Here is a 16812-nt window from a genome sequence, read left to right on the forward strand (position 1 = left end):
TTCTCTAGGGGATAGCTGACGGTGGCATGCCGTCGCGCCGTGTAGCGGCAGGCGCGATAGTAGGGTGCATAAATGACAATTTAATTTCATATGAAACTATATGACGAGGCTGTGGCTGAATGTCTGGACGTTGCATCAGGTGAAACACGCAGCAATAATGCGCGGCTGTTGCTATCCGGCAGGCGCCACGCGCCCCTCGTCATGACCACCCAGCAGACCACCATTCACTTCTCGGACGCGCTCGGCGACTGGATCGCGCGCAGCCTCGGCGCGGGCCACACCCCTGGCGATATCGTGGATGCGCTGGCCGCGCAGCAGTTCGACGCGGGCATTGCGGGACAGCTCGTCGCCGCCATCGCCCGCGCGCAGCGGGATGGCTTGCCGATGCCGCGTGGCGCTTTGAATGTGGCCATGCCCGTGGCCGCGGGCCCGGTAGCTGCCGGCGACGGCCCGCGCATCGGCAAGGGGCCCGTCATCGCGACGACGGACCGCGACGTGCGCGTGGTGTCGCGCATGGAAAAGCCTCTGATCGCCGTGCTCGAGGGCGTGCTGAGCGGCGACGAATGCGAGGCGTTGGTGGCGATGGCGAGGCCGCGCCTCACGCCGTCCACCACCGTCGATCCTTCCACGGGTTTCGATATGGTCAGCGGCAACCGCACGAGCGAGGGCATGTTTTTTCGGCTCGAGGAGAACCCGCTGGTCGCGCGGATCGATCGCCGGATCTCGGCGCTGATGGGGATGCCCGTGGAGAACGGCGAAGGGCTGCAGGTGCTGCGCTATGCGGAAGGCGCCCGCAGCGCGCCGCACTTCGACTTCCTGATGCCGAGCAACGCCGCCAACCAGGCGTCGATCGCGCGCAGCGGCCAGCGCGTGAGCACGCTGGTGATCTATCTCAACGACGTCGCGGGTGGCGGAGATACGGTATTCCCCGAGGTCGGCTTCGGCGTGGTGCCCCGGCGAGGCAATGCGGTCTATTTCGAGTACTGCGACGCCCGCAACCAGCTCGATGCGCGGACGCTGCACGCGGGGTCGCAGGTCACGGCTGGCGAGAAATGGGTGGTGACGAAATGGATGCGGCAGCGGCGTTTCGTGCCGGCGGGAATGGCGGGCGGGATGTGAGAACCGGCCGCACAAAGAAATACCCCGACGCGCGGGGGCCGTCGGGGTACCAAGAGTTGCCAAGTGCGTTAGAGCCGTGTCGATACGACCCTGCCCACAGTGTGACGCGTCGGGCGCGGCGCGCCAATAACTCAGCTGAGTTATTGCATGATGTTGCGGAATCTTTGGGGGAAATACGCGCTAAATCCCATCGCATTGCAGCATTCTGAACAAAGGAACGCAATTCCGTGCAATGTTCCCCGCACCTCGGTCCGGTTACTCCCGGAACGTGCACTGCATCAAGGTTTCCAGCCGATTCCGGGGACGCGTCAGCCGTTGCTGTCGGGATGCCCGGCGCGGCTGTCCACGGCCGGATGGTCGGGATAATGCTGCAGTAGCGCGCTCACAACACCGTTGGTCCAGCCGAAGCCATCCTGCAACGGATACTCGCCCCCGCTGCCCCCCTCGGCACCATCGCTGTGCCGCTGGAGCCGGTATTTCTCCACCAGCTTGAATTCCCGCGTGTACAGGCTGGCGACCGTCGCGAGCCAGCGGCTGGCGATGTCGTCGGCCAGCGCGTCGTGGCCATAGTGACGCAGCCCGACCACACCGATCCACTGGAGCGGCGCCCAGCCATTGGGCCGATCCCACTGCTGGCCGGACTGGGAGGCGGTCGTCGCCAGCCCGCCGTCCTCGAGCAGCCGCACGGCCACCGCCTCGGCCACGCGCGCGGCCTGTTCCGGGTTGGCCAGCTGCACGAACAGCGGCATCAGCGTGGCCGCCGAAAGCTGTGGCCGGCGTTCGCCGCGGAGCCAGTCCACGTCGAGGAACGTCCCGGTCGCGTCGTCCCACATCGTCATGTTCATCGCCTCGGCGCGACGGGCAGCGGCATCCTTGTAGCGCGTGGCGGCAATGGCATCGCCGGCGGCGGCCGAGAGTTCGGCGAGGTTGCGCTCGGCGTGCCATAGCAGCGCGTTGAGATCGACGGGCAGGATCGATGTCGTGCGGATCGTCGTGAGATCGGCGCAGGTCGCTCCGTCGGCATCCAGCGCGTCGCACCAGCGCGAACTGAAGTCCCAGCCCGATTCCGCCGCGGCGCGCAGGTCGCGGAACACGAGGTGCGCCGGCCGTCCGCTGCGCCGCGCGGTCTCGATGTCCTCCAGATAGGCTTCCTCGCGCGGATGCGCGCGATCGTCCCAGTAGCGATTGAGGATGCGTCCATCGGGCAGCATCACCACGCGGCGATGCGCGGAGCCGGGCCGCAGGATCGACACGCCATCCATCCAGAACGCATATTCGCGCTGCAGCTGCGGCAGATAGGCGAGTGCGTCCTCGATGCCGTGGACCTCGAACAGATCGACCATCAGCGTGAACACCGGCGGCTGCGATCGGCTCAGGTAATAGGTGCGCGTGCCGTTGGGAATCAGGCCGTACGTGTCGAGCAGATATGCGAAGTTGTCCGCCATCGCGCGCATGAGGTCGTAACGGCCGCTCGCGGACAGGCCCAGCATCGTGAAGTACGAGTCCCAGTAATAGAGCTCGCGGAAGCGTCCGCCGGGAACGACGTAGGGCTTCGGCAGCGGCAGCAGCGAGCACAGGGGCGGATGCTCGCTCGGCTCGCGCGTCAGGATCGGCCAGAGATCATCGATATGCTCGCGCAGCGAGCTGTTCGGGTCCGATTCGTAATGGTCGTCGGGCAGTTGCTCGCGCGCGAAATGTGCTTCGACAAAGCGCTGCAGCGAGAAGTCCGCCCCATCGCGTTGCTCGCGGTAGCGCGCGAGGATGACATCGGGCGGTTCGAGCGGGGCGCAGTCCGGAAACGTCTTGCTGTCGGCAAACAGCCCGCTCGACTGGACATCGACGAACAGCTCGGCATAACGTTCCGCGGGCGATACCGCGTCCGCCGAGGCGCAGCCGTGGAGTGTGCGGGGTTCGGGGCACGGCAGGTGCGTGATCGATGGTGCAAGCGAATGGCAATGCGCGTGGCGCGGCGCGGTGCCGGATGGATGCCCTACGGGATTATTGTTCTGCATAGTTCCAGAGCAGGCCGCCATCGACGAACAACGTGGTGCCAGTCATATAGGCCGCGTCGTCGCTGGCGAGGAAGGCGGCCAGGCCCGCGACATCGTTGGGCTGGCCAAGTCGGCCGAGCGGGATGTTGCGCAGCAGCGCATCGAGTTCTTTCGGATCCGACATCAGGTTGCGGTTGATCGGCGTTTCGATGGCGCCGGGCGCGATATTGTTGACCGTGATGCCTAGCGGAGCGAGCTCGATCGCGAGGTTGCGCATCATCATGCGAAGGCCGCCCTTGCTGGCGCAGTAGCTCGTAAAGTGCGGGAACGGCAGTTCCTCGTGCACCGAACTGATATTGATGATGCGGCCGCCGGACTGGCCTGCCTGCTGCAGATGCCTGACGAATGCCTGCGTCAGGAAAAACGGTCCCTTGAGGTTCGTGTCGAGCACGCGATCGTAATCGGCCTCGGACACGTCGGAGAACGGCGCGCGGACTTCGACGCCGGCGTTGTTCACGAGGATGTCGAGCCGGCCGGCCGCCTGCACGCCTGCCTCGACCATGGCACGGGCGTCGGCCACCTTGCCCACATCGCCACTGACCAGAAACGCGCGGCGCCCGGTTTGCGCGAGTTGCTCGATGACCTGCCGCGATTGCGCGTTGTCATGATGCGCGGCGACCACGATGTCCGCGCCTTCCTGCGCGAGCCGCAGTGCGATCGCCTGGCCGATTCCTGCCGCGGCGCCCGTGATAAGTGCAGTCCTGCCCTGCAGTCGCATGAAAGCCCTTTCGCATGGAACCCGATCACAGTGAGAGCGACGGATGCCGGGCAAAGTTCACGGCGGCGAGTCTGACTCTTCTGTCAGCCAAAGCCGCACGGCGTGGGGCCGGGCGGCTCCAGCCCCAGCAGCCGCAGCACCATGGTCGCGGCCTGTTCGACGCTGCCCTGGTGGGCGGGCATCACGAGGTGCGCCAGTTCACGATAGATGGGTTCGCGCGCGCGGTACAGCGCCTCGATGCGCGCGCGGGGATTCTCGCCCTGCAGCAATGGACGATTGCGGTTGCGCCGCGTGCGGCGCCAGACCTCGGCCAGCGAGGCATCGAGGTAGACCACGCGCCCGCGCGTGCGCAGCATTTCGCGATTCTCTTCCCGTAACACCGCGCCGCCGCCGGTCGCGAGCACGATGCCGCGCTGCCGCGTCAGTTCGTCGAGCATCCGGGTTTCGCGGCGCCGAAACCCTTCTTCGCCCTCGACCTCGAAGATCGTGGGAATGCGCACGCCGCAACGCGACTCGATCTCGTGATCGGTATCGAAAAACGGCCGTTCGAGCCGGCGCGCCACCGCACGGCCGATGGTGGTCTTGCCGGCGCCCATGAATCCGATGAGGAAAAGATTGTCGTCGTCCAAGATCGTTGTCGCCGCCTGCTGGAGCGACGTGTCGTGCGCTTTCGCAACGGTATCACGATGGCGTCATGAATCAAGGGGGGAAAACGCAGGCTGTCACCGCCCGGGGCTGGCAATCCGTTTGGCGTAGCTATACGTTGTAAGTATCGATACTGCTGGATGCATATATTTTACGTGGCACCCTCCCGGTGATACCGTCACGGTCCAAAGCGAAATACCAGTGAAAGCCGGCCACTCGACCGGATACACATGGAGGAGACCAGATCATGACCACCGGAACATCCGGCCAGCGGCGCTATGCGTTGCTGGCAGCCGCTTTCGCGGCGACCCTGTTGCTCGGTGCCTGCGGCGGCGGCGACGACGCGCCCGCCACGGGCTCGACCACGCCGCCGCCCGCGGGCGGTAATCCGTCCGACCCGGGCAACCCCGGTACCGGCACCGGCAATCCGCCGCCGGCGCTCAGCGCGCAGGAAGCCTGTGCCGCGCTGGCCAGCGTCGCGGTCGGTCCCTCCCAGATCGCGCTCGCCACGGGCGGCGCCAAGGTAACGGCCGCCACGCTCATCGCGGCCGATGCCACCGGCAACAAGCTCGGCGAATACTGCCAGGTGCGTGGCGCGATCGCGCCCGTGGACGCCGCCTCGCAGAGCATCAACTTCGCGGTCAACCTGCCGACGCAGTGGAACGGCAAGGGCATCCAGTTCGGCGGCGGCGGTTTCGACGGCACGCTGATCGACGGTACCGAGACCGTGCGCTTCGCGCTGCCGGACGATCCCGCGCCGCTTTCGCGCGGCTACGCGACATGGGGCGACGACTCGGGCCACCAGAGCACGAGCATCACCGATGGCCGCTTCGCGACCAACGACGAGCAACTGCGCAACTACGGCGGCGACACGCTGAAGAAGACCCACGACGTGGCGCTCGCGCTGATCCAGCAGCGTTACGGCAAGGCCCCCACGCGCGCGTACTTCCTCGGTACTTCGACCGGCGGCCGCGACGCGCTCAGCTATATCCAGCGCTGGCCGACCGACTACACGGGCGTGATCGCCAACGAGCCCGCGCTCAACTACACGGGCACGCGCCTCTCCAACGTTGCACTGGGCCGCGCGCTGTACCTCAACGGCGGTGCCGGCTGGCTCAACCTGAACAAGACGCTGCTCGTGCAGAACGCGGTGATGTCCGCGTGCGACACGCTCGACGGTGTGGCCGACAAGGTCATCAGCAACGTCGAGGGCTGCCGCCTGAGCTCGATGCAGGTGCTGCAGAGCCTGCAATGTCCGGGCGGTACCGATACCGGCGACACCTGCCTCTCGCTCGCGCAGATCGCGACGGTCAAGGTCATCGAGCAGCCGCTGCAGCTTACCTATCCGCTCGCCAACGGTGTCACGGTGGCCGGCGGCTACAACATCCTCGAAGGCGCGCTGGTAGCGGGCCCGTTCACGACGCGCGACCTCGGCACGCGCGCGGTGCCCGGCAATCCGGCCACGACGGCGGACGCCAACATGTACGTGACGGGCGACCAGTGGACCAAGTACTTCGTCACGCGTAACGCGACGTTCGACACCCTGACGTTCGATCCGGCAAGCCCCGGCAGCTGGACCTCGCGCGTGCAGGATGTGTCCGCGCAGACCGACGCGACGAATCCCAATATCGCGCCGTTCCTGTCCAATGGCGGCCGGCTGATCCTGCTGCACGGCCTGGCCGACGAGGTCATCAGCCCCAACTCGACGATTGCATGGTTCAAGGCCGTGACGACCACGGTGGGGCAGGCAGCCGTCGATCAGGGCATTCGTTTCTACACGGTCCCGGGCATGGGCCACGGCACCGGCAGCTTCGTGCCGGCATGGAATTCTCTGACCGCGCTCGAGAACTGGGTCGAGATGGGCGTGGCGCCGGGCACGATGCAGGTCATGGACACCAATGCGGGCACCTATGGCCGTACGCGTCCGCTGTGCCAGTACCCGGCATGGCCGAAGTTCAAGGGCGCGGGCAGTGCGGACGCCGCGATCAACTACACGTGCGAAGGCGCTTCCGGCGCGGTGCAGGCCTGTCTGAACATGCCGACGGTGGCTACCACGTGGAAGGGCGGCAACACGAACGGCGAAGAACTGTCCGTGCGCATCGACCCGGCCACGCTGCGTTACACGGTGACGATCGACGCCAGCCTGCAGCGTCCGGCCGCGACGGTGCGCACCGGCCAGCTTACGCTGCAGAGCGGCTGCACGTACAACAGCGACGAGAACGGCGCGCGCTTCACGCTGACCGGCGGCGGTGTGCTTGCCGGCGGTGTGGCACCCGCATCGGGTGGCGGCTTCCTGCCGCTGGTGGCATTCCAGAACACGACCTCCGACTACAAGGCCGTGGCGGACATCTACAACGTCAACGGCATCCTGAACACGGGCGGCACGGTATCGGTGGTCAACGGCTCGGCACGCATGCGCTCGTCGGCCGCAACGTGGCAGACGTGCAAGGATCCGGTCAACGGGTACATCGTCTATGACGCGGCCTGCGCGACGACGACCAAGGGCTATATCGCGTGGAACGCCTCGCGCAATGCGTTCGATGCATTCGATACGGGCGCGACCACGGGTACGACCGGCGGAACGGCCATCGGCTCGGTGGTGGGCGGCCTGGTCAACGGGACGCCGGTGCCGCTGATCCTGACGCGCAGCGCCACGTCGTTCGGCATGAGCGTCTATGCGAAGCAGACCGCCACGGCCGTGGGCTCGGCGGACGGCAACTTCCGCATGATGTCGACGGACGGCTCGCAGTTCGCTTCGCAGCTGGCCGGGACGTCGATCACGCGCGACGGCACCGCGGGCACGCTGACGTACAACCAGCCCGTGCTCGGCGTGATGACGGCCGGTGGCGGTGTCGCGGCGACCTACCTGAACAACGGCGGCCTGCTGTTCGGCTCGTTCGGCAACAAGTTCGAGATCGGGCTGCTGAACTGAACCCCGTCATCACGATACGTCGCGGAATCGATCTTCAAGGGCCCTGCGGGGCCCTTTTTTTATGACTAGAATGGCACGGCGATCCCCACGCTCCGGAGGCCGGCATGAAACGATGCGTTGTGCTGCTGTTCGCAATGGTGTTGGCGTGGCCGGCAACGGCCCTGTCCTGTACGCGGTTCGTCTATATCGGCAACGACGGCGACGTGATCACGGCGCGGTCGATGGACTGGAAGTCCGATGTGGCGACCAACCTGTGGATTTTCCCGCGCGGGATGCAGCGCGACGGCGCGGCGGGGCCGCGCTCGATACGGTGGACTTCGCGTTACGGCAGCGTGATCGCGTCCGGCTACGACATCTCGACGACGGACGGGCTCAACGAAGCGGGACTGTCGGTCAACGTGCTGTGGCTCGTCGAATCGAAATACCCGGCCGACGATGGCCGCCGGCCGCTGTTGTCGCTGGCTGCCTGGGGCCAGTACGTGCTGGACAACTTCGGCACCGTGCGAGAGGCGGTGGCCGCGCTACGCACGGAGCCGTTCACCGTGGTCACCGACAACGTTCCCGGCGAATCGCGCCTGGCGACGCTGCATCTGTCGATGTCCGATAGCACGGGCGACAGCGCGATCGTCGAGTACATCGACGGCCGGCAGGTCATCCATCACGACCGCGCGTACCAGGTGATGACGAACTCGCCGATCTTCGAAGAGCAGCTTGCGCTCAACACCTACTGGAAGAATATCGGTGGCACGACGTTCCTGCCGGGGACCAATCGCTCGTCGGACCGCTTTGCGCGCGCGAGCTTCTACGTCAATGCGATTCCGAAGAGCGAGGACCCCGTCGTCGCGCTCGCGAGCGTGTTCAGCGTGATCCGCAACGTGTCGGTCCCGTTTGGATTGACCACGCCGGACGAGCCCAATATCTCGTCCACGCGCTGGCGTACGGTGGCCGACCACAAGCGGCAGTTGTACTTCTTCGAATCGGCGTTGACGCCCAATACGTTCTGGGTCGATCTCAAGCGGGTCGATTTCTCGCGCGAGACGGGCAAGGTCATGCGGCTGGATCTGGGGCCGGAGCAGCGCATCGTCCATGCGGGCGACGCGCTGCGCGACTTCCGGCCGGCGCCGGCGTTCGGGTTCCTTTCGCCGGCGGTCGCGCGTCGCTAGAGGCCGAATGGCCAGGTATCCGGCACGCCCGCGCGTGGCGTGGCGGGGAGCGCCTGCAAGGCGGTGGTCTCGGCGAGCCACAGCCAGGCATCGAACTGATGCGGCAGGACCGTTTCCATGTAATGGCTCTGGAATTCGGCCTCGGGGCGATAGATCACGCCGATAAAGCGCTGCTGGCGCGGGGCGAGGAGCGCCGCGCGCAGCGCATCGCCTGCCGCGCCCGGTCCGGTGGCGCCGGCACGCAGGTCGAGCATCGCGCGCGCGAGTCCCGCATCGTGCGCCAGATGCGCGTAGCTGTTCGCGCGCGCGGGGCGCACGGTCTTGGTCTCCGTGGGACCGTCCCAGTCCGAGGCGGCGGTGACCGTGCCCATGTAGGTATCGAGCCCGATCAGTGCGGCTTGCGTACCGAGTTCTTCGCGGCACAACTGGCCGAGGCTGATCTCGTTGCGCTCGGTGCCCATCGAGGTCGCGGCCGCGTTGCCGATATGCGAGTTGTGCGCCCAGACGACACCCTTCGATTTGCTGCCGTGCAGCGTCAGCAGTTGCATCAGCGTCTCGAACATATGGGTGTCGCGCAGGTTCCAGCCTTCGGCCGAGCCTTGATACATGATGCGGTAGTACCGTTCGGCCGAGGCGACGAGGCGCGCGTTCTGCGCGGCCTCGAAAAACGCATCGCGATTGGCTTCGGCGTAGTGCAGGCGCTTGTCGAGCAGGTCTCGCAGCTGCGCCAGTACCGCTCGCTCGCAGGTGTCGAGCGCGCCCGTCATGACCGCGCGGCCATAGGCCGATGGCGCCCTGCGCCACGGATCGAGGCATCCATAGCGTTCGCGCGCAAGCGCGGCCGCCGCGGGATCGATCTGGTTGAGGTACGACAGCACGGCGGCCATCGAGGCGCGCATGCTGTAGATATCGAGCCCGTAGAACGCCACCCGATCGGCGGGGGAACGCTCGGCGTTGATCGCATGCAGCGTGTCGGTCAGTTGCGCGATTTCCGTGTTGCGCCACATCCAGGTGGGAAAGCGCGAGAACGGACGCGCCTCGTCGCCGCCGGGCACTGCGGGCCGCTGGCGGATATGGCGATCGATGGCGGCGGCATCGGGCCAGTCCGCCTCCACCGCGACAAAGTCGAAGCCGTGCCGTGTGACGAGCGCCTCGGTGATGCGGGCGCGCGCGCGATAGAACTCGGCCGTGCCGTGCGTGCTCTCGCCGAGCAGGATCACGCGGCAGTCGGCGAATGCATCGATCCATTCGGCAAAGGCGGGGCGGTCGAGATCGGGCAACGGTAGCGCGGCGGCCGCGATCATTTCCGATATGTTACGTCCAGCGACGCTGCTGAGCCCCTGCGTCATGGCAGCGTCTCCCGATCGGCGTCGGCCTGCCAGCCTTGCGCGCCGACCAGCGGAACGAAGACCACGGGGCCGAGATCCTCGCGACGCAGCGTCCCATCGTCATCGCGCGTGATGCGCACGAGTTCCTGGCGGCCGAGCGTATCGCCGAGCGGCATGACCATCGTGCCGTGCGGCGCGAGCTGGTCGATCCATGCCTCGGGAATGCGCGGACCGCCGGCGGCCGCCACGATCGCGTCGAATGGCGCGGCGTCGGGCCAGCCGAGCGTGCCGTCGGCCGCGTGGACATCGACGTTGTCCACCGCGAGCGTGTGCAGGCATTCTCGTGCGGCGTCGGCGAGCCGGGGGTGGCGTTCGAGCGTGGTGACGTGGGCGGCGATGCGCGCCATCACCGCGGCGGCGTAGCCGGAGCCCGCGCCGATTTCGAGCACGCGGCTGACGTGCGTCAGCTGCAGGGCCTCGACCATGCGGGCGACGATGTAGGGCTGGGAGATGGTCTGGCCGGCACCGATGCCGAGCGGCGCATCGTCGTACGCGCTATCGACGAGGTCGGCCGCGACGAAACGCTCGCGCGGCACCTCGTTCATGGCACGCAGCACGGCCGCATCGCGAATGCCGCGGCGTGCCAGTTGCATTTCCACCATGCGGCCACGGCGCTCGCAGAGCGTACTCATGGCATGAGTCTCCTGACGGGGAATGTCCCTTCAGGGGCGCGCAAGATTCCTGCCACCGCGCGGGGCGCAGCGGATGGCCGCCGACGCGGCGCGTTTTGTAGTTTGGAGGTGCAGGGGTGCAGTTTCTCCCGTCTTCAGGTTGCGCCCTCTTCCCCCCGTTTTCGATGCCGCGCCGCAATACGATGCGTGAGTGCCACGAGCGCCGCCAGCGCGGGGTCCTGGTCGGCGGATCGATAGCCGAGCGTCAGCGGCGCGCGCAGGCGGTCCGCCTCCACCATGCGGCAGTAGGCGACACCGTGGCGGTTCAGGCCCGCCATCGACGCGGGCACGACGCTCACGCCCGCGCCGGCCGCAACGAGGTTCAGGTTGGTCAGCATGCGTTCGACTTCCGCGCCGATGCGTGGGGTAAAGCCCAGCGCTTCGCATTCGCGCAGCAGATCGCCGTACATGCCCGGCGCGCCGGGGCGGCGCACGAGGATGAACGGATCGTTGGCCAGTTCGCGGAGGGATACCGGTGTGTGCGTCGCGACCCCGGCGGCACTGCGCTTGCGCAGCAGCGGGTGGTCGAGCGGGAGGGCCATCACGAGTTCTTCCTCGAGCAGCAGGTCGAACTGGACGCCTTCGGGGTATTGGACCGGCGCCCGCACGAACGCGGCGCTGAGCTTGCCGTCGGCCAGTTGCTCGATCGCCTCGGCCGCGTTGCGCTCGGACAGCGACAGCGTGACGCGGGGAAATTGCCGGCGGCAGGCGCGCAGGACTTCGGGCGTGAGCTTGTGCGCGGCGGCCGAACTCGTAAAACCGATGGCCAGCGCGCCTTCGTCGCCGCGGGCCATGCGCTGCATGCGGGTACGCATGCGTTCGATGCGCGCGAACAGATCCTGCGCGTCGTCGAGGAGGGCAGTGCCGGCCGGCGTGAGGGCGACGCCGCGCGGCTGACGTTCGAACAGCGTGACCCCGAGTTCGGTTTCGAGCGCCTTGAGCTGCTGGGACAGCGGCGGCTGCTGGATGCCGAGCTGCTCGGCGGCGCGCGTGACGGACCCGGTTTCGGCCACGGCAAGGAAATAACGGAGGTGTCTCAACTCCATGGTGGTCTATGTATATGGAAAAAATATAAGAAAGCCTGGAGGTATACATCCTACGTCGGTCATCGGAGCGAGGGCCATGGGCGTTTTCCCTTCTGTACGTCCCCTACCGTACGTCCCCCCCCATCTGCAAGGAGATGCCGTGCGCCTGCGTGCTTTGCTTTCCACCGCTGTCATCCTGCTGGGCAGCCATGTGCTGGCCTCCGCGGCCGAACCTCAATGGCAGCGTGTCCATCTGGGGCAGGGCGCCGGCTACGACTTTCCGGTTTATGCGAACCATCGGCTCGATGGCGATCTGCGCGGAATCCGGGAGGTGGTGTTCATCCAGCATGGGCTCAGGCGAAATGGGGACAGCTATTACGCGGCGGGCGAGGCGCTGTTGAAGGCCAGCGGGCGTCCGCCGGCGGAAGTCCTGCTGGTGGCGCCGAACTTTCCGGGCCGGGCCGATGGCCAGCGGTTTCCCGATATGCCGCACTGGACCACCGATGGGTGGATCGCGGGCGAGGACGCGGTGTCGGGGATTTCGGTGCCGCTGAGTTCGCTCCAGGTGCTGGACGACCTCGTCGCGTTCGTGACCGATCGGGCGCGGCTGCCGCGGGTGAGGGAGGTGGTGGTGGCTGGGCACTCGGCGGGCGCGCAGATCGTGCATCGCTATGCGGTGCTCAACAATGTGGACGAGCGCATCCGGGCTAGCGGGGTGACCTTGCGCTATGTCGTGGCGAACCCGTCCTCGTATCTGTATTTCACGCCGGTGCGGCCGGTGGCGCCCGATTACGAGCGGTTTGCGCCGTACGACACGGCCGTGTGTGCGAACTACGACCGGTACCGGTATGGCGTGCAGGATATGGTGCCATATGCGCGGGGGGCGGATGGGATGGCGCTCTATACGCGGTATATGGGCCGGCAGGTGACTTATATGGTCGGCTCGGCGGACAACGATCCGAACCATCGCTTGCTCGATAAATCGTGCGGCGCCGAGGCCGAGGGGCCGACGCGGCTGATGCGGGCGCGCGCTTACATGCGCTACGAGCGGCTGCTGGCGGCGCCGGGGGAGGTGATCGGGCACGAGGCGTTCGAGGTCGAGGGCGTGGGCCACGACCAGTCACGGATGTTTGGGTCCCAGTGCGGGGCGAGGGCGCTGTTCGGCACGGACCCGGGGGCAGACTCGAGGGGGGCGGCCTGCGTGCCGGCGGGGGGCGGCTGAGGCTGGCCGCCAGCGGTCCGTGCAGCCACGCTGGTTGCAACCGGGTTTGCCCGGAGGCGGCACCTGGAGTGCGGTGCTACCATGCGGCGAGCATTCGCCTTTGGTCCAGCCTCATGCCTCTCCCCGGGTGGCCCGGTTCCGATAGCCGCGCCAAGACGCGTCCAGACCCGCCGCCGTATCGCACTCCCGCAAGCATCCCGCCAGATGTCGCCCGCCGACGGCTGCTGGCCGCGCTCGCCTGCCTGCCGCTTGCCCGCGGCGGGTCCGAGGCGTGGGCGGCCGACGCGGCGATTCATATGCTGGTCGGCTATGGCGCGGGCGGCGGAGCGGACCATATCGCGCGCCTGCTCGCGGACAGCCTGACTGGCGACGGCGTGCTGACGCTGGTCGAGAACCGCCCCGGCGCGGCGGGGCAGGTCGCGCTGAACGAGGTGGTGCGTGCGGGTCCGCAGCGGCAGACCTTGCTGCTCGGGACGGTCGGCTCGGTGAGTATCAGTCCGTTGCTGCCGAATCCGAACGCGCAGGCGGGATCGGCCCCCGGCATGGCCAGCCGCGCCGCCGGTGGCGCCCCTCGTGTCGATGGCGGCGCGGTGGCCCTCCCGGGCGCCCCGGGCGGGCCACGCGTGCCGCCCGCGCTTCAGCCGATCGCCGTGGTCGCCAGCACCCCTCACGTGCTGCTCATCGGCGGCGACGGCGCGCGGTTCGGCAGTGGCGACGCCATCGCGGCATTGCGCGCGCGCCTTGCGCAGGCCCGCCAACAGCCGGGCGAACTCGCCTACGCCTCGCTTGGCATCCATTCCAGCGCGCACCTCGTGGGCGAGCTCATGTGCCACGAGGCGGGCGTCACGATGACCCATATCCCCTATCCGGGCAGCGCCCGGGCGCTCATCGACCTGCAGGGCGGCCATGTGACGATGCTGGTCAGCACGCTGCAGGCCTCGCTGCCGCTGATGCGCCAGGGGCGCGTCCGCGCGCTGGCGGTGACGGGCCGGACCCGCAGCCCGCTGGCACCCGCCACGCCGACGTTCGCGGAGGCGGGTATCGACGGCATGTGGCAGGACGCCTGGTACGGCGTACTGGCCGCGCCCAGCGTCACGCGTGCCCAGTGCGCCGCGTTATCGCGCCGCTTCCAGCGGCTGCTGCTGGACGCCGCCCTACAGCGCCGGCTGGGGCAGGATGGCGCCGAGCCGCTGGGGTTGACCGGCGCCCGGGCCATCGACTACCTCGACCGGCAACGGGAAATCTGGCGTCAGGCGGTGGCGCTGGTGTCGCACCGGATCGCCTGAACGGCCGCGGCGTGCGCACACGCACAACGCCCCGCGCACAAGTGGCCGAATCCTCTCTACAATCGTCGCTGTGATGCCGCGGCGCGTGCCGTGGTCGCGCACGACGGGGTCAATCATGAGGGGCATCGTTCGCCGTACGGTTTCCAGGCTGTCCAGCCTGGCGCTAGCCTGCGCGTGCATGGCCGCCGTCGCGCCGGCCTTTGCCGAGACCCAGCAACTGGCCCCGCAGCCCGATCCCCCCACCGAATCCCAACCGCCGGCGGCCGCCTCCCCGCAGCCAGATGCCGCACGGAGCGCACCCGCCGACGGCGTGACCGTCATCGACATGAACACCGCGCTCACGCGCCTGATCCGCGCGATGAACGTGAGCCGGCTCATGATCGTCGGCATGGACCGCGCATTCGCGCGCATGCCGGACAAGGTCGGTCCGATTCCCAAGGACAAGCTCGCCGCGTGCGCGCATGCCAAGCTCACGCCCGAGATGCTCGAGCAGGTGGTGCGTCCCGCGTTCGCGCTGACGTTCACCGAGCCGATGCTACCGACCGAACTGTCCGTGGTGTTCGAATCGCGATTCGGTACCAAGATGATCGACCTCGTCATCCAGAACAAGTCCGTCGACCGCAGCAGCTTCACCGCCGACGAGGTCGAGGAAATGAACCGCTTTGCGCAATCGCCCGAAATTTCGGCATTCCTGCGCGACAACGGCTTTGCGCGGCTCATGCGGTCGATCACGCCGTACATCCTGGCTGCCGGCAGCCAGGCGCGCGACGCCTGCGTGCGCGAACTCGTGCCGCGCGAAGTCCCCGTGACCAACCCTCGTCCTGCCTGACGTGTCCCTGCCTGCCGATCCACGCCGCACCAGCGCGGCTTTCTACCTGTATTACGTGTCGCTCTACGCGCCCGTTGCCATCACCATCAGCTTCTTCCCGCTGTGGATCCGCGCGCAGGGCCTGAGCGAGCAGCAGACCGGCCTCGTGCTCGCGCTCGGCGCGGGCCTCGCCGTGCTGGTCAATCCGATGATCGGCGCGATGGCCGATCAGGCCCGCAGCCGCAAGACGATTCTGCTCGCGATGGTGGCGGCCTCCGCGATGAGCGCCGCCATGCTGACCCTCGCCGACGGCTTCGTCGGCGTGCTGCTGGTGTTCCTGGCCACGCGCGCCTGCTCCGCCAGCCTGCTGCCCCTCAGCGAGTCCATCGCCATCGCCGGTGTCGCGCGCCACGGCCTCAACTTCGGCCGCCTGCGCAGCGCGGGCTCGATGGCCGTGGTGGCCATGTCCATCGTGCTCGGCTGGCTCGTCGATCGCGCGGGCACCGACATCATCGCGATCGTGTTCCTCGTGGCCTATATCGCGCAGGGCCTCGTCGGCCTCGCGTTGCCCGGCGATGCCGTGCGCGTGGGCCAGCGCGTGCAGGGGCCGATCATGCAGGTGCTGCGGCGCCCAGGGTTCATGCTGTTCCTGTGCAGCGCCGCGGTATCGCAGGCCTGCCACGGGTTCTTCTACAGCTATGGCGTGCTGTTCTGGAAGCGCGAGGGATTCTCCGGCGCGGCCATCGGCTATCTTTGGGCGCTCGGCGTGGTCGCGGAGATCGTCGTGTTCACCGTGGGCGCACGCATCGTCGCGCGTGCCAGCGCGCCAAGGCTCATCGCCCTGGCGTGCGCGGCGAGCGCGTTGCGCTGGACGCTGATCGGCATGGCGCCGCGCATGGAGGTCGCCGTGATCGCACAGTTGCTGCAGGGCGCGACGCTTGGCTTCACGCAGCTTGGCGCGGCCGAGTACATGCGCTCACGCATGCCGGCCAATGTCCTGTCGAGCAGCACCGGTGTCTATGCGGCATTCACGGGTTTGCTCACCGCAGCGAGCGTCTACGCGGGCAGCTTCCTGTTCGCAAGCGTCGGCGGCCGGGCGTTCCTGTTGCCCGCAGCCTTGTGCGTGGTGGGGATGGCGTCCGCGATGATGCTCGCGCGCTCGCGTGCCGAACGCGCGGCGGACGCGCCCACGCGCGTCACCGCATAAAAAGAAGCCGGGACATCCATGACGGATGTCCCGGCCGTGGGCCTCGTCTTACCTCATTGCGTTGCGACAACCGTGGAGATGTCGCATCGAGGCCCGGGGGGAGCTTCGCAGTTACTGCTGCTTGTTACCTTGCTGCTGGTCGCGCTGATCTTGCTGGCCCTGTTGGCCCTGCTGGCCGCCCTGCTGTTGCGACTGGCCCGGGCGCTGATCCTGGTTGCCCATCTGACCGCCACCCTGACGCTGCTTGTCGTCTTGCATGCCGCCTTGCTGGTTACCGCGCTGACCGGGCTGCTGCGATTGTTCCTGCTGCTTCTGGCCCGATTGGTTCTGGCCCGATTGGGATTGATTTCCCGATTGCTGTCCCTGTTGTCCCATCGCTAGTCTCCATGACGCGGCGAGCATGCCGCGGTCCTTTCGTTGCAAGCGTCGTGCCACGCGGAAGATGTGTGTCCTCTTTCATCTGACAGGCCCGCAGGTAACGCATGCGAGGCATCGCAAGCACCGCGATTTACAACGCGTGCGGTGTTTTTACATGCCAGGCGCCGCGCTCGCTTTCCGATATCCGAACAAGTCCCGT

The 16812-nt window shown here is 67.5% G+C and carries 14 protein-coding genes; 8 read left to right on the forward strand and 6 right to left on the reverse strand.

Annotated features, from left to right (window positions below; all coding sequences use genetic code 11):
- The first annotated feature begins 201 nt into the window (after positions 1-201).
- Positions 202-1119, forward strand: coding sequence for a 2OG-Fe(II) oxygenase (locus FOB72_RS28715; protein WP_150376556.1), 918 nt, complete (start codon positions 202-204; stop codon positions 1117-1119).
- 308 nt (positions 1120-1427) lie between these two features.
- Here the strand turns inward: FOB72_RS28715 and treF are convergent, their stop codons facing one another.
- From treF to FOB72_RS28730, 3 genes are all read right to left on the reverse strand, one after another.
- Complete coding sequence (treF, locus tag FOB72_RS28720; protein ID WP_150376558.1) at positions 1428-3131, reverse strand: alpha,alpha-trehalase TreF; 1704 nt, start codon at positions 3129-3131, stop codon at positions 1428-1430.
- Complete coding sequence (locus FOB72_RS28725; protein ID WP_150376560.1) at positions 3118-3888, reverse strand: SDR family NAD(P)-dependent oxidoreductase; 771 nt, start codon at positions 3886-3888, stop codon at positions 3118-3120. The genes treF and FOB72_RS28725 overlap by 14 nt, the downstream gene beginning before the upstream one ends.
- A gap of 83 nt (positions 3889-3971) precedes the next feature.
- Positions 3972-4484: a shikimate kinase gene (locus FOB72_RS28730; protein WP_150377530.1), complete on the reverse strand. Its 513-nt coding sequence runs from the start codon at positions 4482-4484 to the stop codon at positions 3972-3974.
- A gap of 296 nt (positions 4485-4780) precedes the next feature.
- Between FOB72_RS28730 and FOB72_RS28735 the strand changes: the two genes are divergently transcribed.
- Together FOB72_RS28735 and FOB72_RS28740 are read left to right on the forward strand one after the other, a co-directional pair.
- Entirely contained in the window at positions 4781-7465 is a 2685-nt protein-coding gene (locus FOB72_RS28735; protein WP_150376562.1) for a tannase/feruloyl esterase family alpha/beta hydrolase, read from the forward strand.
- A gap of 104 nt (positions 7466-7569) precedes the next feature.
- Positions 7570-8628 carry a linear amide C-N hydrolase gene (locus FOB72_RS28740; RefSeq protein WP_150376564.1) on the forward strand — a complete coding sequence of 353 codons (1059 nt, stop codon included), beginning with the start codon at positions 7570-7572 and terminating at the stop codon, positions 8626-8628.
- On the opposite strand, the gene FOB72_RS28745 is transcribed toward FOB72_RS28740, so the two are convergent.
- From FOB72_RS28745 to FOB72_RS28750, 3 genes are all read right to left on the reverse strand, one after another.
- Positions 8625-9977, reverse strand: coding sequence for an erythromycin esterase family protein (locus FOB72_RS28745; protein ID WP_223851620.1), 1353 nt, complete (start codon positions 9975-9977; stop codon positions 8625-8627). The two genes, FOB72_RS28740 and FOB72_RS28745, sit on opposite strands and share 4 nt — an antisense overlap.
- Positions 9974-10648 (reverse strand): protein-L-isoaspartate(D-aspartate) O-methyltransferase, encoded by a 675-nt coding sequence (locus FOB72_RS32700; protein WP_223851621.1) that lies wholly within the window; start codon positions 10646-10648, stop codon positions 9974-9976. The genes FOB72_RS28745 and FOB72_RS32700 overlap by 4 nt, the downstream gene beginning before the upstream one ends.
- Positions 10649-10782: 134 nt before the next feature.
- Positions 10783-11733, reverse strand: a complete 951-nt coding sequence (locus tag FOB72_RS28750; protein WP_150376566.1) for a LysR family transcriptional regulator — start codon at positions 11731-11733, stop codon at positions 10783-10785.
- 139 nt (positions 11734-11872) lie between these two features.
- Between FOB72_RS28750 and FOB72_RS28755 the strand changes: the two genes are divergently transcribed.
- From FOB72_RS28755 to FOB72_RS28775, 5 genes are all read left to right on the forward strand, one after another.
- A complete protein-coding gene (locus FOB72_RS28755; protein ID WP_223851622.1) occupies positions 11873-12934 on the forward strand; it encodes an alpha/beta fold hydrolase in 1062 nt (353 codons plus the stop codon).
- A 113-nt stretch (positions 12935-13047) separates the two neighbouring features.
- Positions 13048-14220 carry a tripartite tricarboxylate transporter substrate binding protein gene (locus FOB72_RS28760; RefSeq protein WP_150376570.1) on the forward strand — a complete coding sequence of 391 codons (1173 nt, stop codon included), beginning with the start codon at positions 13048-13050 and terminating at the stop codon, positions 14218-14220.
- A 115-nt stretch (positions 14221-14335) separates the two neighbouring features.
- Positions 14336-15049 carry a hypothetical protein gene (locus tag FOB72_RS28765; RefSeq protein ID WP_150376572.1) on the forward strand — a complete coding sequence of 238 codons (714 nt, stop codon included), beginning with the start codon at positions 14336-14338 and terminating at the stop codon, positions 15047-15049.
- A gap of 1 nt (position 15050) precedes the next feature.
- Positions 15051-16235, forward strand: a complete 1185-nt coding sequence (locus FOB72_RS28770; protein ID WP_191002292.1) for an MFS transporter — start codon at positions 15051-15053, stop codon at positions 16233-16235.
- Between the two features lie 18 nt (positions 16236-16253).
- Positions 16254-16616: a hypothetical protein gene (locus FOB72_RS28775; protein ID WP_150376576.1), complete on the forward strand. Its 363-nt coding sequence runs from the start codon at positions 16254-16256 to the stop codon at positions 16614-16616.
- Positions 16617-16812: the final 196 nt, after the last annotated feature.

The organism is Cupriavidus pauculus (assembly GCF_008693385.1).
Classification (GTDB): Bacteria; Pseudomonadota; Gammaproteobacteria; order Burkholderiales; family Burkholderiaceae; genus Cupriavidus; species Cupriavidus pauculus_D.